Consider the following 21,604-nt stretch of genomic DNA (forward strand, 5'->3'; position numbering starts at 1 on the left):
CTCACCATTGTGCCCTCCGACCACGATAATCATTCACAACTACAATATATCATGATCTTGTGATGTATCCTGGTCGCATGACTGCTTCTTCCCCGACGACTACCGCGCCCGCTGCGGAGACGCACGACCATTCCCACGGTTCGGCCCGGTGGGAGCTGTGGTTCGCGATCGCCGCGGGCGTGACCTACGCCGGCGGGATGATCGCCGAGTTCGCGTTGGGGCTGCCGATGGTCGGGTGGCCGTTGGTGTTCTTCCTCGCCACCTACTTCTTCGGTGGGTTCTTCACGTTCCGCACCGCGATCGCCTCGACGATGCGAGGGAAGTTCGAGGTCGACTTCCTCATGCTGGTGGCCGCGATCGGCGCCGCCCTCATCGGCCGGTGGGCGGAAGGGGCGGTGCTGCTGTTCCTGTTCAGCCTCGGCCACGCGCTCGAGGAATACGCCCTCAGCCGTGCCAGCAAGTCCATCGAGTCCCTGGCCGAGCTCGCTCCCCGCAGCGCCCTGGTGCGCCGCGGCGGGGACGAGCCGGTGGAGGTGCCGGTGGAGGAGATCGTCGTCGGCGACATCGTCGTCATCCGCCCGAACTCCCGCATTCCCTCAGACGGGTTCGTGATCTCCGGGGTGTCCGCAGTGGATCAGTCCGCGGTCACCGGGGAGTCGATTCCGGTGGAGAAGGAGCCGGTGGCCGACCCGGAGCGGGCGATGCGCACCGTCGACACCCTGCCCGCCGCCAACCGTGTGTTCGCCGGCACCGTGAACGGGTCCGGCGTGCTCGAGGTCGAGGTCACCGCGACCTCCGCGGACTCGACGCTCAGCAAGGTCGTCGAGCTCGTCCGCTCCGCCGACCAGGCCGCCTCCCCCACACAGCAGTTCATCGACCGGTTCCAGCGTTGGTACGTGCCCGCCGTGATCCTCGGGGTCGCCGTCACCCTCCTGATCTCCTGGCTCGCGTTCGCGCAACCGTTCCCCGACGCGTTCTACCTCGCCATGACCGTGCTCGTCGCCGCCAGCCCCTGCGCGCTCGCGATCGCAACCCCGGCCGCGGTGCTGGCAGGGGTCGCCCGTGCTGCGCGTGCCGGGGTGCTCGTCAAGGGCGGCGCCCCGCTCGAGACGCTCGGGCGGGTCAAGGCGATGGCGTTCGACAAGACCGGCACCCTGACCTGGGGTGCCCCCCGGGTGACGTCCGTCACCCCCGCCGCCGACGTGCCCGAGTCCGAGCTGATCCGCACTCTGGTCGCTGTCGAAGCGCTCAGCGATCACCCGCTGGCCGAGGCGATCGTCCGCGACCTCGAGCCCCGCGTCCCCCAGGCCGAGCGCCTCACCGCGACAGACCTGAACGCGGTCGTCGGGCGTGGCGTCACGGCGACGATCGACGGCGAGCGGGTCGACGTCGGCAACCTGCGCATGTTCGACGAGCAGCAACTCGCGCTGACCGGCACGCTCGCCGACGCGTACACGCAGGCGCGGGACTCCGGGCAGACGCTGATGATCATCCGCCGTGGCGACCGGTTCCTCGGCATCGTCGGCGTGATGGATGCGTCCCGCGCGGAGTCCGCCCAGGTGCTCAGCGCGCTCCGGGGCGCGAACGTGGGGCAGCTCGTGATGATCTCCGGCGACAACCAGCGCGTCGCCGACGCGGTCGGCCGGGAAGTCGGCGTCGACACCGCGATCGGCGAACTGCTCCCCGAGGACAAAGTCGCTCAGATCACCCGCCTCGCCGAAACCCACCGACCGATCGCGATGGTCGGCGACGGCGTCAACGACGCCCCCGCGATGGCCCGCGCCGACGTCGGCATCGCGATGGGCGCCGCCGGCTCCACCGTCGCGTTGGAAACCTGCGACATCGCGCTGATGAGCGACGACCTCGGCCGCGTCCCGTTCGCCGTGCGGCTCAGCCGCGCCACCAGCCGCATCATCCGGCAGAACCTCATCGCCAGCCTCGCGATCGTCGCGTTCCTCATCCTCGCCACCTTCCTCGGCCTGAACATCGGCGCGGTCGTACTCATCCACGAAGGCTCCACCCTGATCGTCGTCGGCAACGCACTCCGCCTGCTCAACTTCGAGCGCGGCAAAGAGCACCACGGCATCGACCACGAAGACAGGCCCACCGCTTGAGAGACTCAGCCGGCGCAGGCGACGGCCTCCCTTGCGCGGCTATGTGGCCCAGCAGGATTGCACGGTGCCGGTCGTTGCCTGCGCGACGGTCGGGATGGTCTCCACGAGTGCTCGTGTGATCTCCTCGGACGCGGGGTACTCGATGACCCGCCAACCGACGATGCCGAAGTCCTCATCCAATGCCTGCACCGCGCATGCGAACGACGTCCCAGCGGGTGGCGTGGCTTGGAAGGATACGGTCACGGTGCGCGCATCGACCAGCTCGTATCCGGTCTCGTCGAATCCGACGTCGTCGAGCGAGTTCGAGACAGTCAGCCACGAAAGCCCGGCGACAGACAGGATTGCCGCCGTCGCGACGGTGACCCAGAACACGCGGCGGCGGATGGGCCGCGGTCCCCGACCGTAGCGGTCGGCGAGCTCCTCTTTCGTCGTCACGTAGTGCGCCCTATCTGCGGCTGCGAGCATCGCGGTCGGCGAGCTCGGTGAGGCGTGCGTTGTAGGCCTCGAGCTCGGCTTCGCCGGTGCGGTCGGCGTGCCGGTCTCGCCGCTTGGTCTCGCGGTCGTCGCTGCGACTCCACTGAATCGCGACCGTGATCGCGAGGATCAGGGTGGGGATCTCACCGATCGACCACGCGATACCGCCGCCGGTGTACTGATCCTCGAGCGGTGTGACACCCCAGGTGCGACCCATCGACCCGAACCAGTCGGCGACCATCAGCCCCGACTGCATCATGATGGCGATGCCGAAGAACGCGTGCATCGCCATCACACCGATGAGCAGCAGCAGCCTGCCGGCGTAGGGAAGCCGCCACGGCACCGGGTCGATGCCGATCAGGGAGAGCGCGAACAGGTAGCCGGTGATGAGGAAGTGCGCGATCATCCACTGGTGGCCGAGGTGGTCGTACAGCGACCAGCGGAACAGGTCGGTGTAATAGAACACCCACAGTGAGCCGATGAACAGGGCGGCCGCGACGAACGGGTTCGTCAGGATGCGGGCGACGGGCGAATGCACCGCCCACAGGATCCACTCCCGCCCGCCGCGGGTGCCGTCGTCGCGTTTGCGGATCGCCCGGGCGGCGAGGGTCACCGGGGCGCCGGCGACCAGCAGCACCGGGATCGCCATCGTGAGCAGCATGTGCCCCACCATGTGCATGCTGAACAGGTAGTCCTGGTAGACGTTGACGACGCCGCCGGTGACCCAGACCAGCAGCACCATGCCGGCGACCCACATGATCGTGCGATACACAGGCCACGCGTCGCCGCGCCGGCGCAGCCGCCACACCCCGGCGAGATAGAAGAAGATCGCGAACCCGGCGAGCACCGCCCACAACATGTCCACGTTCCACGCGGTGACCCACCGTTCGATCGTGAGCTCCGGGGGCAGCGGGGCACCGGTGAGGCGTTCTGCCGGCGAGGGGATCTCGGGAAGCGGGGCCGGGTTCGGTGGCGGAGTGCGGGCCAGCGCTGCGGCGGCGCCGCTGGCCACACCCATCAGTGCCAGCTCGAACGCGATGAGCATCCAGAAAGGGCGGGATGCCGCGTCGGAGCTGCGCATCCTGCCGATCAGGCGGGTGCGGTACCACGCCCCGAAGAGGCCGAGGCCGACGAGCGCGACGACCTTGATGCCCAAGATCGCGCCATAGGGCGAGAGCAGATCGGACCACTCCTGCAGGCCGATGGCGGCGCGCACCGTGCCGGACACGGCGACGAGCACGAACGCGGCCAGAGCGATGCTCGAGTAGCGGGCGACGAGATCGGGGATGCGGCGACGGTCGAGGGCTGGACGGACGGCGATGAGCAGCAGGAGCCCGCCGAGCCACACCGCGGCGCCGATGATGTGCAGGATGAGCGCCATCATCGCCTCGTGGTGGAAGGCGTCATCGCCGGAGTGCCCCTGCGTGCCCATCGGCACGAGCGAGGCCACCGCCACCAGGGCGACCAGAAGCGTCCCGACCCAGGACCGCACGGCGAATGTCAGGACGGTGAGGGCGGCGCCGGCGACCGTCGTGATCAGCCATGTCCTGCCGACCTCGAGCTCGACGAGGAACCGGCCGAGCTGGGCACCGAACTGGGGGCCTGCGTCGATGGCCGGGTTGAACACGCTGAGAAGCGTGAGGAACCCGGTCGCGCCCGCGGCCACGGTGAACAGGGCTGCAGAGATCGACGCGGTATCGAGGGCGACGTCGAACTCGCGCTCACCGGCCCGCAGCGTGAACAAGGCGGTCACGAGCACACCGACCATGCCCGCGGCGGCGAGATTCACGACCAGTTTCGTGACCGGAAGCCCCCAGCGCACAACAGGGCCGGCGTCGCCGAGTGGGATCTGCGCAGCACCCCCACCGAACCACAACGCCCCGACCAAGGCGATGAGTGCGACCCCGCCGAGGATCGCAGGCCCTGCGACCCGCAAGACGCGAGGAGTCATTCCTGTCGCGGTCGGAGTGACCGCTGTCCGCGTTCAGTGGCATCCGCACCCGTGGTGGCGGGAATCGAGAGTATCGGGGTCATGTGCGTGCTTTCGGCTCGGGCAAGAGGGCGGGGCAGGGGTGCGGGGTCATGTGAGCCCGGAGTAGGAGTGGAGGCCCTGGAAGAACATGTTCACGATCGTGAAGTTGAACAGCACCGCGACGAACCCGATGATGGACAGCCAGGCGGAGCGGGTGCCGCGCCAGCCGCGGGTCGCGCGGGCGTGGATGTAGCCGGCGTAGAGCACCCAGATCACGAACGTCCACACCTCCTTGACATCGAAGCCCCAGTAGCGACCCCAGGAGTCGTTGGCCCAGATCGCGCCGGCGATCAGGGTGAACGTCCAGAACACGAACCCCACGATCGCGAACCGGTACGCGAGGGACTCGAGCACGTCGGCGGCGGGCAGAGTGCGCAGAAACCCAAGACCGTCGGCGCGGGCAGTGTCCGAGGATGCTCGGGTGCGGCGCTCCCGGCGGGCCTGCAGGAGCTGGGTGATGGAGATGCCGCAGGCGATCGCGAACAGGGCGGTGGCCAGGGACGCGACGAAGACGTGGATGACCAGCCACACGCTCTTGAGCGGATCCATCAGCGGAACGACCTCGACGTAGAACGAGACCGTCGCGCCACCCAGCAGCAGCACCACCATGCCGATCAGGAACGCACCGAGGAAGCGGAGGTCGTAGCGGCGCAGCACCAGCAGGTAGACGGCCACGATCAAGACCGTGCCGGTCAGCGCGAACTCGTACATGTTCGCCCACGGCACCCGCTCCGCGGCGATGCCGCGCAGGATGGTGCCGGCCAGGTGGAACAGGAACGCGAGGACCGTCAGCGACGTCCCGATCCGCGCCCACAGCAGCCGTTGACGCTGCGCGGGCGGCGTGCGAACACTGTCCACCGACCCACTCTGGGCGTTGTCCGTCTGCTGGCCCGCCCGTGCGGTAGCGCCGGCCAGGACCGGCTCCCGCTGCGGGACGCTGGCGGGGACGGAGCGCCCGGCCAGGTCGATGGTGTACGCGATGAACGCGAGCAGGTAGGTGGCGATCGCCGTCCACACCAGCAGCAGTGAGATGCCGTCGAGGGAGAGCGCGTCGGTTCCGGTCATGGCAGGGTCGTCCTCTTCGTCGTTGCGGTCAGGGGGTGCCCGCGAGCGGGGTGGCGCGGTAGATCCGTGCACATCGGTCAGCCCGCGTTCGCTTCCAGCCAGGCCAGCGAGTCCACGGCCGCGCTCAATGTTCCCGCCGTCAGCAGAGTGCGCCGGCTCACCCCGGCCCGGAATGCGCGGCTCTCCGCGGGCGTGGGCGCGCACCCACACTCCTCCGCCGTCAGGTCACCAGGAAGGGTGAGATCGCTGCCCGTCGCCAGCGTTCGCAGCGACCAGGCCAGTCGACCTCCGGCAGGCCTCATCCGTGGCGTGTTCATGGGTGCCTCCCCGGATCAGTCGAACGATCTGCGGCGGCCGCACGCGTGCGGGCACGGTGGGAGAACCCCGCCGCGGTGAGAGCGCCGGCGGCAGCGAGGACGATGAGAGCGGTGAGCCAGGGACCGAGGATCACCGCCGGGGTGAGTCCGGTGCGCAGCGGGACGGTGGTGATCGACGCGTCAACGGTGTCGACGCCGATGCTGTCGACGGTGGTGCCGTCCGGGGTGATGACCTGGCTGGTGCCCACCGTGGAGACGTTGACGACCGCGCGGCCGGTTTCGATGGCGCGCATCCGGGCGAACGCGAGCTGCTGCAGGTTCTCGTCGGTGCCGCGGAAGTCGGCGTTGTTGGTCTGGAACACGAACACCTCTGCGCCGGCGCGGGCACCGTCCCAGATCACGGCGTCGTAGATCACGTCGAAGCAGATCGCCAACCCCACCCCGACGTCGCCGACCTGCACGAGCGGCGGGTTGCTGCCGGGGGTGTATTCGCGTTGGATCAAGCCCACCAGGTCGGGGACGATCAGCTCGTAGAACCACCGGTCCGGCACGTACTCGCCGAACGGGACCGGGTTGACCTTGTCGTGCCACTGCCGGCCCGTGGGATCCGCGGTCCACAGCAGGGACGTGTTGAAGACATCGTCGCCGCGGGTGGTGGCGGCGTTCATCAGCAACGGCGCCCCGGCCGAGCGCACGACCCGGTCCAACGCCTCGGCGGCGGCGGGATCACTGAGCGGGTCGGCGTCGACGCCGCCCTCCGGCCAGGCCAGCAGATCCATCGGCTGCCCGTACAGCGGCACCGTGGCGGCGGTCTGCGCGGCCAGGACGTCGCCGGGCACCTTGTCGTCGAAGTACCCGGTGGGGCCGTTGCCCTGCACCCATCCCACGCGGAACTCCCCGGCCGGCGCGGTGGGGAACTGCGGCGCTATCACCAGGAGAGCGGCGACGCTCACAGCAGGGTGCAACCCGAGCATGAAGCGGATGCCGCCGGCGCGGATCCACTGCACCACAGAGGCGCACAGAATGACGATCAGCAGGGACAGGCCGGTCACGCTCGTCCACGACACGGCCTCCGCGAGCGGGCCGCCCACCTGGGTCATCCCGAGGCGCGCCCACGGGAACCCGGAGTACGGCCACGCACCCATCACCACCTCACGGGCCGTCCACAGAACCCCGATCAGCGGCGGTACCGCGAGCAGCTGCACGAGGCCGCGGGCCGGATAGCGGGCGGTCCACCGGTAGGCGAGCGCGATCGGCACCGCGCCCGCGCCGAACAGGACCGCTTCCAGCCCGGCGAGGGCAAGCCACGGCACCGGGCCGAGGAACTCCCCCACCCACACCAGATGGGTCGTGTAGAACACGGCGCCGAACACAGTGCCGACCAGCAGCGCCCCGCCGATGCTGCGGCCGATCAGGGCCACCAGGGCGACCGTGACACTCACGAACGTCAACGGCCACCACCCCACCGGTGCGGAGGCGAGATCCAGCAGCAGGCCGGCGGCCGCGGATGCCAGCACCGCCGCCCACACCGGCAGCGACCATGCCGCCACGGTGCGGCGCGGCGTCTCCTGCTCCGGCGCGGCGGCCGGGGCGGGTGTCGGCAAAGGCGTGCGCATCGGTCAGGTGTCTTTCTGGTGGAGTCGGGTGAGGTAGTCGTTGTACGCGTCGAGCTCAGGGTCGCCGTGTGCGTCGGCGCGACGGTCGGCGGCGACCGCTTGGGCGGTGTCGTCGCGGAACCAGCGGTGCATGACGTAGATGAGCATCAGCAAGGTGGGGGCCTCGCCGTAGGACCAGGCCAGCCCGCCGGCGAGGCGCTGGTCTTCGATCGGGTCGATGCCCAGCGCGCTCGTCGGGCCGGCGAACCCGTCGATGAGGGTAGTGGTGGCCATCATCAGGAAGACGCCGAAGAAGGCGTGCAGGGCGGCCTCGGCGAACACGTCCAGGGCGCGGCCGCCGTGGCTCATCCGCACCGGCAGCGGGTCCGACGACAGGATCGGGATGGTGAACAGCATCCCGGCGACCAGGAACCCGACCTCGAGGAGGGTATGGCCGGTGACGGTGGACAGGATCGGATCGGCGAAGTTCGCCAGGTACAGACCGTAAAACGCGGCCAGGTATAGCGGCACCGCCAGCCACGGGCTGAGCAGCCACCGTGCGGTGCGACTGCGTAGCCCGGCGTGCGCGGCGCGGAGCACCAGGAGACCTGGGCCGTGGTGCGGGGTGGCGCGCAGCAGCAGGGTGCCGGGAGAGCCGAGGACCAGCAGCGGCGGGATCGCCATCATCAGGGTGAGCTGCTGGAACATGAACACCGAGAACAGGGCGTACCCGAAGTTCTCCACCGCCAGGCCGGTGACCGCGGCGAGGGCGACGCAGCCGAGCAGGAAGCTGACCGTCCGCCACACCGGCCAGCCGCGGCCGCGGACCCACATCCGGATCGCACCGGCCAGGTAGGCGACCGCGAGGAGTCCCGCGAGGAGCGGTAGCACCGGAGCCGGAAGCGGGGCCGGGGTGAGGAACCCGCCGAGGGTCGGCGGGGCGTCCGGGATCCACACGGTCGTCACGGTGTGTCCTTCGCAGGCTGGTCTACGCCGAGGGCGTGCGCGTGGCGGGTCGCGAACTCGTCGACGGCGCGCGCCAAAGCGGGGTCTTCGCCGCGGGCCAGTCCCGCGTACTCGACGTGCACACCATCCGGGGTGGTGCGGGCTTTCACCCAGAGCCGGCGGCGGGGCACGAACAGGCCGGCGAACAGGCCGAGGGTGGCGAGCACGGAGAACGCGAGCACCCAGCCGCTGCTGGGGTCGCGTTGGATCTGCAGCGACGCGAACCGCTTCACCGGCTCCTCCGCCGTGACCTCCTCCCAGGTGATCGTGCCCCACCCGTTCGGCAGGTCGACGGTGGCGCCGGGGGTGAGCTCAAGGGAGTCGGCGGCGGTGTCGCCGCCGGTGTGCTGGGTGAGCCCGTCGACCTCGAGCGTGTACACCGACCTCGGAGTGCCGTCGTCGATGCCGAGATCCCCGCTGAACACGTTGAGAGTCAGCACCGGATTGACCACGTCCGGGTAGACGGAGGTGAACGCGCCGGAGGGCAACACCCCCTGGGTGGGGTAGAAGAACCCGACCAGCCCGACCTGTTCGGGCAGCCCGTCCGGGATCTTGATGATGCCCAGCGAGGTCATGTTGGAGTCCTGCGGCAGGAACGGCTGCGACTCGCTGTACACCACCTCGCCGGCGGCGTCGCGGATCGTGAGGGTGGGGGCGTAGCCGTTGCCGAGCAGGTAGATGCGATCGCCGTCGACGGTGATCGGGTAGTTCACGATCACGCTCTGCGCCCGATCGTCCTGCCCGGGTTGGCGGATGGTGATGTCGGCGGAGAAGTCTCCGGCCTGGCCTGCGCCGGGGGTGCCGGGCAGCCGGTAGGAGACCTGGAAGTCGTCGAGGGTGAGCGAGTAGGGGGCAAGGCCCGTGCCGTCGACGAAACGGCCGGGGTTGAACGAGGAGTAGTCGCTGAGCGCGTTCACGAACGTGGTGCCCTCCACCACCACCCGCTGCCCGGTATACGCGAACGACCCGCCGATCGCGACCGAGACCAGCACGCCGACGAGGGCGACGTGGAAGATCAGGTTGCCGGTCTCGCGCAGGTAGCCGCGCTCGGCCGACACCGACGCGGCTCCGCGGGCGTCGTATCGCTCCACCCGGTATCCGGCCTTGCGCAGCTGCTCTGCCGCGACGTCGATCGCGTGCGCGGCCGGGTCGGTCCTCCCTTCCTCTCTCGGCAAGGTCAGTTCCCGGTACTCCGAGAGCCGCGACAGCCGGGCCGGGGTGCGAGGGGGGCGGGAGCGGAGCGCCTTGTAGTGGTGCTTGGCGCGCGGGATCACGCAGCCGATCAGGGAGGTGAACAGCAGCAGATAGATCGCGGAGAACCACGGCGACAGGTACACGTCGAACAGGCCGACCGCATCGGCGAGGGGGAACACGTCAGGGTTGTCCCGCTCCCACTGGATGACACCGTTGGGGTCGGCGCTGCGCTGCGGGAACAGGGACCCGGGGACGGCGGCGATCGCGAGGAACAGCAGCAGGACCAATGCGGTGCGCATGCTGGTCAGCTGCCGCCATGCCCACCGCAACCACCCGGTGATGCCCAGCGCCGGCTGGGTGATCTCCGTCGCGGATTCGCTGTCGGCGTGGTCGCCGGGGCGTAGCGGGTCGGCGGTGACGTCGATGCCGGTGTCAGAGCGGGAGGGGGACATTGATCACCACCTGTTGCAGCTGCGACATCAGTGCCGTCCACAGCCCGGTCACCATCAGCAGGCCGAGGGCGATGAGCATGGCCCCGCCGATGATGTTCAGGGCGCGGATGTGGCGGCGCAGGAACGTCACCGATCGGGACGCCCACCCCCATCCGGCCGCGAGGATCAGGAACGGGATGCCCAGGCCCAGCGAGTACGCGAGCCCGAGCAGGCCCGCGCGGGCGGGGTCACCGAGGTTCCACGACATAGAGATGATCGCTGCGAGCGTCGGGCCGATACAGGGGGTCCAGCCGACGCCGAGCGCGAACCCGAGAAGCGGCGCCCCGATCAGCCCGGTCCTACCCTGGGCGCGAGGGCGGAGGGTGCGCTGGGCAATGCCGAAGAAGCCGAGGAACACCAGGCCGAGGGCGATGATGACGACCCCGAAGACGCGAGTGAGCACATTGGCGTATTGCAGCAGCAGGTACCCGAAGGTGCCGCCGAGGATCGTGACGGCGACGAACACCACGGTGAACCCGGCGATGAACAATGTCACGCCCAGCAGCAGCCGCGCGCGCTCCGCCGTCACCGTGCGCCCCCCGTCCAGCGTGGGGGCCGCGGTCGTCGTGGTGGTGCTGCCGAGGTAGCCGAGGTAGCCAGGCACCAGCGGCAGCACGCACGGGGACACGAACGACACCAGCCCGGCGAGGATCGCGACCGGGATCGCGACCCACAGGGCGCCGTCGACGATCACCGCTCCCGGATTCATGAGGTGTCCTCGGCGAGGGTGTCGGCGACCAGGGTGGACAGGATCGACGCGCTGGCCAACTGCCCGATGATCCGCGCCGCGACCCGCCCCTCCTGGTCGATGACCAAGGTGGTGGGGGTGGCCTGGATCGGAGTGACCTGCGCGAACGCGAGCTTGACCCGCCCGTCGTTCACGTCGATCACGCTCGGGTAGGTGACGTTGTTGTCTCTCGCGAACGACAATGCGGTGGCTGGCTGGTCGTAGGTGTTCACCCCGAGGAACGCCACACCCTGGTCCTGATACTCCTGCCAGACCTCCTCGAGCATCGGGGCTTCGACGATGCACGGCCCGCACGCGGCGTACCAGAAGTTCACCACCAGCACCCCGCCCCGGTAGTCGTCACTGGACACCGTCTCCCCGGTCTCGGTGACGCCCTCGAACACCACCGGCTCCCCGCGGTCGGCATCCGGGATCTCGACGATCTGGAAGTCACCGGCGATGTAGCCCTTCTCGTTCCCGTCCCGGTACTGCTGCGCGAGCGAGTCGCTGGACGTGCACCCGGCCAGCAGCAGCGCCGCGACCAGCGTCACGGCGGCAAGGACGCGGCGGCGGATCATGCGCGCTTGACCTTGATCAGGGCGCCGGCGACCAGAAACACGACTGCCGCGACCGGCTGCGCCGCAGTCCACACCGGGCCGGTGAACGGGAACGGGAACACCGGGTTCCAAATCACGGCGATCACGACGAACACAGGCAACCACCACCACTGCCGCGCCTGGATCGCGAACCACCCCACGATGACCGCGAAGATCGCGGCGACGAACAGCACAACGGTGAACCAGTCCCCGCCCATCAGTACCGGCGCGAGGAACAACACCGCCGCCGCGAGCAGCCCCGGCGCGAACGCGTTGCGCTGGTATACGGACGAGGTCCGCTGCTTCGCCATCATGACCCGCTCACCACGGAGCCCGTCGCAGGCGCCGCGCTGTCCGCGCTGACGCGGGAGCGGCGGTGTCGGGTCCACAGGCTCAGGCCGAGGACGATGACGCCGGCACCGAGGGCGACGTCGGCGAGGTTGCCGATGAACAGGTTCCCGTAGGCGAGGAAGTCGGTGACGTGCCCGACCCCGAACCCAGGGGGGGAGAACAGCCGGTCGATCAGGTTCCCGATCGCGCCCCCGAGGATCAGGCCGATCCCCATCGCCCACCATCCGGTCCGCGCCCGCGCGGCGGCGACGACCAGCAGCACCACGGCACCGACCCCGAGGAGAGTGAGCAGCCCGGTGACCCCGGCTCCGAGGGAGAGGATCGCGCCGGGGTTGAACGCGAGCTGCAGCCCAAGCAGATCCCCCAGCAGCGGGATCCGCTCCTCCTGACTCAACCCTCCCAGTGCGGCCGCCTTCGTCGCCTGGTCGACCAGGACCACCACAGCGGCGGCCAGGCACGCGACCGCGAACCGCCGGGTCTGCTCACGAACCATCAGCGGCTCCTCCTGCGTTCGCGAGGGCCGCTGATAACCCGGTCATCAGACCGGCTATCAGGAAGAGGTTTTTGGTGTCAGAAGTCGAAGAGGTCACCGAGGAACCCTTCCTTCCGCCGACGCCCGGAGCGACCGTGATGATCCCTGTCGCGGTCAGAACGGTGGTCGCCCTCGCGCGGATAGGGGGCGGTGCTGGTTTGCCGGCCGCCGCCGGCAAGGTCGGCGGCGCGGTCGATGATCTTGTCGAGCTCGCCACGGTCCAGCCAGACGCCCCGGCACTGCGGGCAGTAGTCGATCTCGACCCCGGAGCGTTCCGTGATCAGCAGGGCGGTCCCGTCGACCGGACATTTCATGAGGGGTTCTCCTTCTGTTGCTGGTCGTCGGCGGTTCCACCATCCGCGGCGGCCGCGGCCGCGGCTGCTCGGTCGCGGCGACGACGCTCTCTGGCCACCATGAGCACGACCACCAGCGCGCCGCCCAGCACGATTACGCCACTCAGGACCGCAAGGACGGGGAGGAGTTCCCCACCTCCGGATGGCCCGTTGTGAACCTCTCCGGACGTATTGGCGGCAGATGTGGGAGACGGGTCGGGTGTCTGCTCCTCGGTCGCTTCGGGGGTAGGGGCGCTGGTGGGGACGGTGACCGCTTCGACGGTGTACTGGTACTCGTTGCTGATCGGGTGCCCGTCGCTGGACACGACCCGCCACCGCACCGTGTACACGCCCGCCTGACCAGGCGTCACCGCCTGGGTGACCGTGGTCCCGTCGATGACCGGATCCCCCGATGCGATGTTCTGCCCGTCCGGGGCGACCACCTCAATGATCACGGCGCTGAAATCGGTGAGGATCTCGCCGCTGAACGTCAGCGAAATCTCCTCCGGGACCACGCTGACCGTGGATCCGGCTTCCGGGGAGGAGGAGACGATCTCATCGTGCGCGGCTGCGGGCGCCGCGGTGGCGAACAGGAGCCCGGCGGCCAGCAGCAGCGTCGTCAGAGTGGACAGGAGGAGGATGCGTCTCCGTGAGCCGGATCGGTGCGGGTGTTCGTGGTCGGTGACGGTGGTCAAGGCGGTGGTCCTTTCAGGGCCGGTTGATGATGTGCTGGGCGATCGTCGTCGCGTCTTTCCAGACCCCGGCGAGGGTGTCGGAGCCGCGGCCGCCGTACTGCGGCATCCCCGCCACGAACAGCCCGGGCAGGCCGGTCAGGGTGCGCCGCGGCCGGTCGACGCGGGCCGGTTCCGGGAGCCAGTCGTCGCCAGGGGTGTAGCCGGTGGCGAGGATCACCGAGCGGGGGGATGCCTGCGTGCCATCGGCGAAGGTCACCCCGGCGCCGGCCGCGTCCTGCACCGCAGCTGCGATCGTGACCCCGACGCGGCGCAGCTGCTCATAGCTGTCGCCGAAGATCGGCTCGGGGCGACGCTCCCGCGAGAACAGCGGCACCCTCTCCCCCGCCGCGGCGGGATAGCTCATCGCGGGGCGATGCTGCCGCCGGGTTCGCACGGACAGCGTCACGGTGTGCGACGCGGACAGTTCGCGGGCCAGCTGCACACCGCTGTTCCCGCCGCCCACGATGAGCACGTCGCCGACGGGGATCTGCTTCGGGTACAGGTACTCGCTGCTGTGCAGCACCACCCCGGGCATCGTCAGCAGAGACGCCCACTCCGGAATCCGCGGGTGCGCGGCCGCGCCCGTCGCGCAGATCACGTTGCGGGTCTGCACCTCCCCTGCCGTCGTCGACAGCAGCAGAGTCGAGCCGTTCCCGCGATGCTCCACCCCGGTCGCCTGGATGCCCCAGACCGTCTCCACGCCCAGCCCGGCTTCCACGAAGGTGAGGTAGTCCGCCATCTCGTCCACTCGCGGATGCCGGCGCTGGTCACCCAGCAGCCGCCGCGGAGACAGCGCGCTATGCCGGGCGTCGCTGAGAAGCTCCATCGAATGCCACCGTGAGGACCAGGAACGCTGCCCCGTGCTGGCGGCGTCGATCACCACAAACTCGTGCTGCGGCCGCAGCCCTTCCGCGGCCAGAGCCGCGGCAACCGCGAGCCCAGACTGCCCGGCGCCGACGATGATCGCCCGCCGATGCGTCAAACCCGCCCGCATCACCGGCCACCGTTCACCGCAGCCTGGATGGCGTTCTCGAGGTCGTCCCACTCCTGCAGCTCGAGCAGCTCACCGTCGAGGAAGAACGTCGGCGTGCTGCTCACCCCGAGCGCCTGGCCCTCCTCGAAATCCAGCTCCACCCGCTCCGCCGTAGCCGGGTCCGCCACGGCGGCGTCATAGGCGGCCATGTCCAGACCGATCTCCTCCGCGAAGCCACGGAACAGGTCGGCGCGAGACTCCTGCGCCTCACCCCACTCCGCCTGCGTCTCGAACAACCGGACATACATGTCCTCGAACCGGTCCTGCTGCGCGGCCGCTTCCGCCGCGACCGCCGCGTTCTTCGAATTGAAGTGACCGGGCAGCGGGAAGTAGCGGACCACATACGTGATCTCCCCAGCGAACTGCTCCCGCATATCCTCCACGATCGGGAAGAACGCGCCACACGCCTCGCACTCGAAGTCGAGGAACTCCACCAGGGTGACAGCGCCCTCCCCGCCGTCGTCGAGGACATGCGAGCTCTCCCGCACCACCTGCGGGGATGCGTCACCGCCCCCAGATGAAGGTGGAGCGGACTGGCTCTGATTGACAAGGACATAGATCAACGCGGCGATCACCATCACCACCACAACGGCAATGGTGACGAGCGTCGCCTTCACAGGGGTTTTCATCGGGTACTCCAAACCAAGACACGGCACAGGACAGAACCCGGGCACGCAGCCCGGGACGAAGCGCCACCCGGAAAGGATGGCGTGCCACAATGTCAGGTTCGGGAAAGACCCAACTGCGTCAACGAAAAGACAATCGGGTGAGCACGGGCAGCCGGCGCCGGAAGCAGCGAAGGCATCCGTGGCCCGTCACCGAGAACCGGAGGCATCCGCCGACGCCACAACCCCCGCAGCACCACCATGAACGTCAGCCCGCACAACACGCCCAACATGCACAGCGCAGCGCCCACCAACGCGTTCGGCCCAGAAACGACGCCACCGGCGACCGCCTCATGCTCGACTGGGGCGTCTGCCACGGGCTCGACGTGGGGGTCCATGAACCCAGAAATCACCAGCGGAACAGGAGTCGAACCGTCCGCCTCTGTGTGACCCGTCGCTGCCAGACCCAACATCAGCAGCAGCGCCAAACCGACGCTGGTAATGAGCCTCATTATCAACAATTGCTCATTCAGCGTCGTGGAGCGCGGAGTCCGGGCCGAAGAGACCATCGCCCACAGCCTACCGTGCGCACCTAAACCCATTCGGAGCCCGGTTCACCCGAGCACGGGAGCGCCGGCAGCGCCGGCCGGGTCCGGCGCGGCTAGCCGGTCAACCAGGACGATGACGACGGCAACGGTGGCGAAGGTGGCTTTGATGGGGGTCTTCACAAGGGCCGGTTCCAAGTCGGGCGGTGTTCTGCCACCGCGGGGCGAGGGGTCGGTGGTCAGGCGTGGGCGGGTTCGGGCTGGCGAGCGGGCACCGTGGCGAGTTGCCGTAGCGCAGCGGGGCGACGGGCGGCGCGGACGCCACGAGCAACAGCGACGATACTCACTCGACGTACCAGGAAGCCGCGGCTGCACCGTGGGGACTCGAACTGCGAACGGTCTGGGCGAAGTCCGAGGGGTATAGCTATCCCGCTGCAGTCGAGCTGCTAAGCGTGGGCCCCCACGCAGTCCCCGCCGGGGTCGCCGTTATCGCGCGTACGTATCGCTCAGTGCCCCCGTTGACCGTCGACATCGATGGCAACCAGGTCAGCGCCGACCCTGAGACCCCGCAGAATCGCATGATCGATCGCGTGTTCAACCTGAATGCAATGCTCCCGGCAGGTGAAACCATTCTCATCTCACTCACCCCCGAAGAATCAGATACGACGACCTCGAAGCCGTCGATCTCGCAAGTAGGTCAAGTGTTCGCCCTCATACCGGATGACGCCGCTGTGGAAGCACGCGCCACCGGGAGGCTATCGGTCGCCGCTGTCACATCGTCCGGGACCGAACTGACCGACTCCTCTGCGTCGCGAAAGGCATAATTGTGGTCGACTACATGGTTCAGCACACCCAGAATTGGTTGAACGCCACATACGGTGGACACCCGCAGTGGAACCACGTCACGGAAAGCGGGTTCACTGGATGGGAGACCATTTTCGGTCTCATTCGGGGTCTCCAGATTGAGTTGGGCATCAACACTCTCGCAGACAATTTCGGCGCTGGAACGACAAGTGCCTTCACGTCACAGATCGGCGCTGTCTCGGCTTCGACGAGCAAACCAAATGTTATACACCTGGCCCAGGGTGCACTCTGGTGCAAGGGGTACGTCGGTGGATACGCATGGGGGACCTACGACGGCGTCGTGCAATCATCGGTCCAGACCCTGACCACAAACATGGGGTTGACGCCCGCGACCTCGATCTCCCCGAAGGTCCTGAAGAGCCTGATGTCAATGGATGCCTACACACTGCTCTCTGGCGGAACGAACGAAAAGCGCGCGGTCCAGCAGTGGCTAAACGGGAAGTTCAGCAATCGTTCCGCCTTCAATATCCTGCCGTGCGATGGTCTGTTCTCACGAAACACGCAACAAGGCATGATGTACGCCATCCAGTACGGGCTGAACATGTCGGATAGCGTCGCGAACGGAAACTTCGGTCCCGGCACCAAGACTGGCCTGCAGGCCAACGCCAACGTGAGCCAGGGCAGCACCGACTACGACAAGAACTGGGTGAGGCTCTTCCAGGGCGCACTTCGGTTCAACGGATATGCCAGCCCGTTCTCAGGCAGCTTCGACGCAGCAACCACCAGCGCGACTCGGGACTTCCAGCAGTATGCTGAGCTCCCTGTACATGGCTCCGGCGACTACCGAACATGGGCGTCGCTGCTCATCAGCACCGGTGACGAAACCCGGCCAGGCATCTCCAGTGACATGTCCACTCAGCTGAATGCAGGACTCTGCAACGCTCTGTATTCGGCGGGCTACCGAACCGTCGGACGTTACCTTACGGTTACCAGCAAGCGTTACCTCCCCGGCGAGCTGAAGACAATCTTCGACGCGGGGCTCGAGACTTTTCCGATCATGCAGGAGGCCGGCACATCGATCGGATACTTCAACAAAGAAATCGGCGAAGGGCACGCTCAGCAGGCGGCGCGAAGACTCCGTCAGCTGGGCTTCGCTGCTGGCACGACCGTGTTCTTCTCCGTTGATTTCGATGCGACAGATGACGCGATCAGCGCTGCCGTCATTCCATACTTTCAGGGAGTGAAGGAGCGCCTCGCGAGAACACGCGTGGGATACAAGATCGGCGTCTATGGAACGCGCAATGTGTGTGCGCGGCTGATCAACGGAGGGCTGGCGGAAGAAGCCTTCATCGCGTCGATGTCCTGGGGTTGGAGCGGCAACCTCGGATACCCACTGCCGCCGGCATGGTCGTACGACCAGATCCAGAACTACGCACTCGCAGGCACCAGCGGATTCACACCAGACGGCACGAGCATGGAGATCGACAAGAACGTCCAGTCATCGCGCGCTAGCCCAGTAGGAAAGTTCGACGTGCTCGCAACGCCGCTCGTGGCGGGAGCATTCGATCGTTTCTATTGGATGGTGACGCATCTCACGGTTCTAGCGGAGATCACGGGGTACAACATCGGACTGACCGATCAATCTCACGCGGTGCTCTATTATATCCAAGGCAAGAACGCTGAGTACCTCACCGCAAAGTTCGTTGCCTACCTACCACCGCCCGTGGGCTTCGCGACCGACTTCTTCAACAGCTTCCCGAGCTGGGCGACAGCCCAGGAGAGCACCGCTGCAGAGACCGACTTCGTCGGATCGTTCGCGGTACCCGGCGGCACGCCCGCCACGACTCCACACCTGGCGGTCACCGCCCGCGGGTACCTGAAATACGGTCGTCCGACAACTGGTCAGCGGTCGACCGCTGAAGTGGCTGATCTCGGAGGTTGGGTACTCGACCTTGTGACGCTCTGGATCAATTTCGCGGAGGATGCCACCATTCCCCACCCCGCGACGTACAGTGCCACCAAGACCTGGTTCGCGAAATACCTCGGAGTCCGGGACTCAAACGAGTCCACACAGAAGAGCTTCAGCTTCGACGACCTCGTTGGGGACATCGACGGCTACCTGATCGGCTCCCTCGCGAGCGACACCCCCAATCGTCCACTCGACGACGTCGTTCGCGAGATTCGCACCAACATCGCCGCCGACCCGCTGTGGCGCTACAGCGCGTTCTACTCGCAGCGCTTCGGCAGCAGCATCGCGAACGCCAAGGCCGCCGCAACCGATGTGTTCACCTCAGGGAACATCTTCGTCGACACTGCTGTGAGATTCACATTCGACGGCATCACGATGGACGTCCGCAGCGGGTACCAGGGGCCAGGGATCCCGCCTACGGCGACTGAACTCAATGCGATCTCCGATGTCTGGGCTACTCTGGTTTCCACCATGGCAACCTCAGGCGCCGGCGCGGCGCCCGCGCCATGAGACGGCTCGCATCGGTCGTCGCCATGCTCGGTGTCCTGTTGTTATGGGGCTTCGTCGGGGCGGTGAGCTTCTTCGCGTTCGTATCGACGAGCGGTGTGGGACTTGCCGCCTCCGTTGGGCAGCTCAGTATCGGTCAGAACCCGGTGCCATGGGCTGGGGCTGCGCTTCTCCTCACGGGACTTAGCGCGCTCGTGCTCTACCTGGCGCTGTACTGGCGAGCGCGCAGCTCACTTCGAGTGGCATGGGTCGTGGCCGCGGTTCTCGGGGCGCTGCTCGCGCCCGTCGTCGGTGCGTACGCGTTCATCCAAGCGCTCCTGCTGACCAGCGCCACTCGTGGCCCCCTCACGGAATCCAGTTACGAGAAGGACCTCCTCGTGGAGGCAGCACTGCCGAGCTGGACATGGTGGCTGCTCCTGCTGATCGTCGGGTTCATCGCGACGTCAGTGTTTCTCGGTCGAGGCCCTCGGATAGCCGCGACGGCAAACGACAGCGCACCACGACGATTCGCCTGGTACGTGTACGCGGCACTCAGCACTGTCCCTTTGTCCTGCGTAGGGGCCTTGGTCACAACGTTGCTCTTCTCGGCAGCACCGGGATGACCGACGCTGTCGGCCGCTCCGCCGCCGACAGCCCCCGATCTTGGACGAGTACGCCTTCGGAGTTCTCCGCGCGGGGGCCAGTGCCTTCCTCGTCGAGACTGCAACTCACGACGAACTCGTGGATGCCGTACGCGTCGTCGCTCGAGGCGAGACCATCGTGACGCCCCGCATCACACGACAGCTCATTGACGCCTACACCGGCCGCGACCAGCCCGCCTCGGGCCAACAGGGCCCCTCCGTTCTGTCCCCCCGAGAACGCGACGTGTTCAACGCGATCGCGCTCGGCCTCTCGAACGGCGAGATCAGCCAGGCATTGCATCTCTCACCCGCAACGGTGAAAACGCACATCAACCGTGTTTTCGCCAAACTCGACGTCCGAGACCGCGTACAGGCTGTGATCTTGCTCACCAGCTCGGTCTCACCATCGGTGGTCAAGCGAACTAGTGCGCGAACGCGGCGGGGCTGAGCCCTAGACGCCGCGGTCTCGAAATGAGACATTTCTCTGTTCTGCTTCGGGAGGTCACCATGGGCGACGATGAACCGGCGTTCGATTGGGAAGGCGTCATCCGCGAGATGATCACGCGTGCGACCGAGACGGCGTCCACCGAACCGGGTGTCTACAAGATGCCCTGCGGTGAGTGTGTGGTCGATTTCTTCATCACCGCTGAGGGCGAGGAGCACTGGCTCGTCGCCGGGGACGAACGCTCCTACACTCGTGAGACCGTCGCGATCACCCGTCACGGAGACCACCCGTGGGAGCGTCTCTACACACTCGCTGACGCGGCCAGAGAACTGGCGAGACTCGCCGCGGCGAACGGCGGCGACATCGACCGAGTTCTCGTGGAGCTGGTCGAAGCGATCGACGACCGCGAGGTCGCACGCGTTGTGCGTGAGCGCGACGGCATGAGCGCTGGACCGCTCGAAGATGTCGCGGCACGCTTCGGGGTCGACCTCGATGATCTCTAGGAACATCTACACCTGTCTAGCGAAACGATAGATATACCTAGATTTCGCGAGCGCCGCGCTCACCGAAGGAGGGCCGCAGTGAACGAGTATCCGTGGTTCGATTTCGACCAGGTCGACTTCGTCACCTCGGACCAGCATTTCAGTCACGCACGCATCAGCGAACTCGCCGAGCGACCGTTTGCGACTGTGGAAGAGATGAACGCCGAGGTGGTGGGAGCGGACGACACCGTCCTCCATCTCGGTGATCTCGCGCTCGGACCGATCGAAGAATCCGTCGGGCTGACCGCGCACCTGAATGGGCGACGGTTTCTCGTGCCCGGCAACCACGACCGGGTTTCGCCGGCGACACAGTCAAGGCGCGCGATCGAACGGTTCGCCCCGCTGTACAAGGCGGCCGGGTGGAGCATCCTCCCCGAGGTCATCGAAGGCACCCGCCGCGGGTACCGGATCCTGGCATCCCACTACTCGTACAGCGGCGACCCACACGGCACCGACCGGCACACAACCCACCGCCCACGCGCGGATGATGGTGTTCCGCTGCTGCACGGTCACACGCATGCCCGCGATCACGGCCCGCACGGGCACGAGTTCCACGTCGGCGTCGACGCGGACGACTTCACCCTTATCGACGAATGGGTCCGCAGCCTCCCGGGGATCGAGACGCGCCTGCAGGCCGCGACCCGGGAAGCGCGCACGGTGTTCGCCGATGTCGTTGACGGCGAGACGCCGGGATCAGACGCGCTGTTCTACATGCAGGGATGCAACGAGCTCGTCATCGTTCTTGAGGAGCTTCTCGACGCGCTCCCTTCGTACGAGGCGAACGGGTAGCCGGGAACAGGTCGCCGTTCGCGGTGGGTCCAGATCGGAGGGTGCGGGTCTCGGTCCGGTAGCGCACCCATCCCTGCCTCCGCCAATGCACCATCACAAGGCTTCGAACCGCCCGTGACGACCACGCCTCCTCATGGTCGACGTAGTCGGCGTCTTGGGTGGCGAGCTCGGTGAACAGTTCGCGGA

General features: G+C 67.6%; 22 protein-coding genes. 7 read left to right on the forward strand and 15 right to left on the reverse strand.

What is annotated here, in order from left to right; all coding sequences use genetic code 11:
• Window positions 1-77: 77 nt before the first annotated feature.
• Window positions 78-2,114: a heavy metal translocating P-type ATPase gene (locus tag AB2L57_RS17450; protein WP_048809453.1), complete on the forward strand. Its 2,037-nt coding sequence runs from the start codon at window positions 78-80 to the stop codon at window positions 2,112-2,114.
• A 39-nt stretch (window positions 2,115-2,153) separates the two neighbouring features.
• Here AB2L57_RS17450 and AB2L57_RS17455 read toward each other — a convergent pair whose 3' ends face one another.
• From AB2L57_RS17455 to AB2L57_RS17525, 15 genes are all read right to left on the reverse strand, one after another.
• On the reverse strand, window positions 2,154-2,549 hold the full coding sequence (locus AB2L57_RS17455) for a DUF4307 domain-containing protein (RefSeq protein ID WP_045246023.1): 396 nt from the start codon (window positions 2,547-2,549) through the stop codon (window positions 2,154-2,156).
• A 10-nt stretch (window positions 2,550-2,559) separates the two neighbouring features.
• Window positions 2,560-4,539 carry a cytochrome c oxidase assembly protein gene (locus tag AB2L57_RS17460; protein WP_045246025.1) on the reverse strand — a complete coding sequence of 660 codons (1,980 nt, stop codon included), beginning with the start codon at window positions 4,537-4,539 and terminating at the stop codon, window positions 2,560-2,562.
• A gap of 129 nt (window positions 4,540-4,668) precedes the next feature.
• Entirely contained in the window at window positions 4,669-5,685 is a 1,017-nt protein-coding gene (ccsB, locus tag AB2L57_RS17465) for a c-type cytochrome biogenesis protein CcsB (protein ID WP_045246027.1), read from the reverse strand.
• A gap of 313 nt (window positions 5,686-5,998) precedes the next feature.
• Window positions 5,999-7,618: an apolipoprotein N-acyltransferase gene (lnt, locus tag AB2L57_RS17470; RefSeq protein ID WP_101305216.1), complete on the reverse strand. Its 1,620-nt coding sequence runs from the start codon at window positions 7,616-7,618 to the stop codon at window positions 5,999-6,001.
• A gap of 3 nt (window positions 7,619-7,621) precedes the next feature.
• Window positions 7,622-8,563: a cytochrome c oxidase assembly protein gene (locus tag AB2L57_RS17475; RefSeq protein WP_045246896.1), complete on the reverse strand. Its 942-nt coding sequence runs from the start codon at window positions 8,561-8,563 to the stop codon at window positions 7,622-7,624.
• Window positions 8,560-10,248: a cytochrome c biogenesis protein ResB gene (locus AB2L57_RS17480; RefSeq protein WP_045246897.1), complete on the reverse strand. Its 1,689-nt coding sequence runs from the start codon at window positions 10,246-10,248 to the stop codon at window positions 8,560-8,562. The genes AB2L57_RS17475 and AB2L57_RS17480 overlap by 4 nt, the downstream gene beginning before the upstream one ends.
• Window positions 10,229-10,996 (reverse strand): cytochrome c biogenesis CcdA family protein, encoded by a 768-nt coding sequence (locus AB2L57_RS17485; RefSeq protein ID WP_045246898.1) that lies wholly within the window; start codon window positions 10,994-10,996, stop codon window positions 10,229-10,231. The genes AB2L57_RS17480 and AB2L57_RS17485 overlap by 20 nt, the downstream gene beginning before the upstream one ends.
• The gene (locus AB2L57_RS17490) at window positions 10,993-11,592 is read right to left on the reverse strand and encodes a TlpA disulfide reductase family protein (RefSeq protein ID WP_135012743.1); all 600 of its coding nucleotides are present in this window, start codon (window positions 11,590-11,592) and stop codon (window positions 10,993-10,995) included. The genes AB2L57_RS17485 and AB2L57_RS17490 overlap by 4 nt, the downstream gene beginning before the upstream one ends.
• Window positions 11,589-11,924 (reverse strand): DUF6804 family protein, encoded by a 336-nt coding sequence (locus AB2L57_RS17495; protein WP_045246900.1) that lies wholly within the window; start codon window positions 11,922-11,924, stop codon window positions 11,589-11,591. Before AB2L57_RS17495 ends, AB2L57_RS17490 begins: the two co-directional genes overlap by 4 nt.
• The gene (locus tag AB2L57_RS17500) at window positions 11,921-12,454 is read right to left on the reverse strand and encodes a signal peptidase II (RefSeq protein WP_045246901.1); all 534 of its coding nucleotides are present in this window, start codon (window positions 12,452-12,454) and stop codon (window positions 11,921-11,923) included. Before AB2L57_RS17500 ends, AB2L57_RS17495 begins: the two co-directional genes overlap by 4 nt.
• Window positions 12,455-12,531: 77 nt before the next feature.
• Window positions 12,532-12,807 (reverse strand): zf-TFIIB domain-containing protein, encoded by a 276-nt coding sequence (locus AB2L57_RS17505; protein WP_045246902.1) that lies wholly within the window; start codon window positions 12,805-12,807, stop codon window positions 12,532-12,534.
• The gene (locus AB2L57_RS17510) at window positions 12,804-13,520 is read right to left on the reverse strand and encodes a copper resistance CopC family protein (RefSeq protein WP_048809232.1); all 717 of its coding nucleotides are present in this window, start codon (window positions 13,518-13,520) and stop codon (window positions 12,804-12,806) included. Before AB2L57_RS17510 ends, AB2L57_RS17505 begins: the two co-directional genes overlap by 4 nt.
• Before the next feature lie 13 nt (window positions 13,521-13,533).
• Entirely contained in the window at window positions 13,534-14,541 is a 1,008-nt protein-coding gene (locus AB2L57_RS17515) for an NAD(P)-binding domain-containing protein (protein WP_231902747.1), read from the reverse strand.
• Window positions 14,542-14,552: 11 nt separating this feature from the next.
• Complete coding sequence (locus AB2L57_RS17520) at window positions 14,553-15,221, reverse strand: thioredoxin domain-containing protein (RefSeq protein WP_045246904.1); 669 nt, start codon at window positions 15,219-15,221, stop codon at window positions 14,553-14,555.
• 92 nt (window positions 15,222-15,313) lie between these two features.
• Window positions 15,314-15,766, reverse strand: a complete 453-nt coding sequence (locus tag AB2L57_RS17525) for a hypothetical protein (RefSeq protein ID WP_045246905.1) — start codon at window positions 15,764-15,766, stop codon at window positions 15,314-15,316.
• Window positions 15,767-16,260: 494 nt separating this feature from the next.
• On the opposite strand from AB2L57_RS17525, the gene AB2L57_RS17530 reads away from it, so the two are divergent.
• From AB2L57_RS17530 to AB2L57_RS17555, 6 genes are all read left to right on the forward strand, one after another.
• On the forward strand, window positions 16,261-16,566 hold the full coding sequence (locus AB2L57_RS17530) for a hypothetical protein (RefSeq protein ID WP_409047722.1): 306 nt from the start codon (window positions 16,261-16,263) through the stop codon (window positions 16,564-16,566).
• A 2-nt stretch (window positions 16,567-16,568) separates the two neighbouring features.
• Entirely contained in the window at window positions 16,569-19,025 is a 2,457-nt protein-coding gene (locus AB2L57_RS17535; protein WP_409047723.1) for a glycoside hydrolase domain-containing protein, read from the forward strand.
• Window positions 19,022-19,624, forward strand: a complete 603-nt coding sequence (locus AB2L57_RS17540; protein ID WP_409047724.1) for a hypothetical protein — start codon at window positions 19,022-19,024, stop codon at window positions 19,622-19,624. Before AB2L57_RS17535 ends, AB2L57_RS17540 begins: the two co-directional genes overlap by 4 nt.
• Window positions 19,625-19,664: 40 nt before the next feature.
• Window positions 19,665-20,090, forward strand: coding sequence for a DNA-binding response regulator (locus AB2L57_RS17545; protein ID WP_409047725.1), 426 nt, complete (start codon window positions 19,665-19,667; stop codon window positions 20,088-20,090).
• Window positions 20,091-20,149: 59 nt separating this feature from the next.
• Complete coding sequence (locus tag AB2L57_RS17550; RefSeq protein WP_409047726.1) at window positions 20,150-20,590, forward strand: zinc ABC transporter ATPase; 441 nt, start codon at window positions 20,150-20,152, stop codon at window positions 20,588-20,590.
• Between the two features lie 78 nt (window positions 20,591-20,668).
• On the forward strand, window positions 20,669-21,418 hold the full coding sequence (locus tag AB2L57_RS17555) for a hypothetical protein (protein WP_409047727.1): 750 nt from the start codon (window positions 20,669-20,671) through the stop codon (window positions 21,416-21,418).
• The last annotated feature ends 186 nt before the right edge of the window (window positions 21,419-21,604 follow it).

Source organism: Microbacterium sp. HA-8 (assembly GCF_046111165.1).
Lineage (GTDB): Bacteria > Actinomycetota > Actinomycetes > Actinomycetales > Microbacteriaceae > Microbacterium.

Excerpts from the sequence above, each read along its gene's own strand:
- AB2L57_RS17450 (WP_048809453.1), top strand. The coding sequence starts at position 78 with ATGACTGCTTCTTCCCCGACGACTACCGCGCCCGCTGCGGAGACGCAC.
- AB2L57_RS17460 (WP_045246025.1), bottom strand. The coding sequence starts at position 4,539 with ATGACTCCTCGCGTCTTGCGGGTCGCAGGGCCTGCGATCCTCGGCGGG.
- ccsB (WP_045246027.1), bottom strand. The coding sequence starts at position 5,685 with ATGACCGGAACCGACGCGCTCTCCCTCGACGGCATCTCACTGCTGCTG.
- lnt (WP_101305216.1), bottom strand. The coding sequence starts at position 7,618 with ATGCGCACGCCTTTGCCGACACCCGCCCCGGCCGCCGCGCCGGAGCAG.
- AB2L57_RS17480 (WP_045246897.1), bottom strand. The coding sequence starts at position 10,248 with ATGTCCCCCTCCCGCTCTGACACCGGCATCGACGTCACCGCCGACCCG.
- AB2L57_RS17485 (WP_045246898.1), bottom strand. The coding sequence starts at position 10,996 with ATGAATCCGGGAGCGGTGATCGTCGACGGCGCCCTGTGGGTCGCGATC.
- AB2L57_RS17490 (WP_135012743.1), bottom strand. The coding sequence starts at position 11,592 with ATGATCCGCCGCCGCGTCCTTGCCGCCGTGACGCTGGTCGCGGCGCTG.
- AB2L57_RS17495 (WP_045246900.1), bottom strand. The coding sequence starts at position 11,924 with ATGATGGCGAAGCAGCGGACCTCGTCCGTATACCAGCGCAACGCGTTC.
- AB2L57_RS17500 (WP_045246901.1), bottom strand. The coding sequence starts at position 12,454 with ATGGTTCGTGAGCAGACCCGGCGGTTCGCGGTCGCGTGCCTGGCCGCC.
- AB2L57_RS17505 (WP_045246902.1), bottom strand. The coding sequence starts at position 12,807 with ATGAAATGTCCGGTCGACGGGACCGCCCTGCTGATCACGGAACGCTCC.
- AB2L57_RS17520 (WP_045246904.1), bottom strand. The coding sequence starts at position 15,221 with ATGAAAACCCCTGTGAAGGCGACGCTCGTCACCATTGCCGTTGTGGTG.
- AB2L57_RS17525 (WP_045246905.1), bottom strand. The coding sequence starts at position 15,766 with ATGGTCTCTTCGGCCCGGACTCCGCGCTCCACGACGCTGAATGAGCAA.
- AB2L57_RS17540 (WP_409047724.1), top strand. The coding sequence starts at position 19,022 with ATGAGACGGCTCGCATCGGTCGTCGCCATGCTCGGTGTCCTGTTGTTA.
- AB2L57_RS17550 (WP_409047726.1), top strand. The coding sequence starts at position 20,150 with ATGGGCGACGATGAACCGGCGTTCGATTGGGAAGGCGTCATCCGCGAG.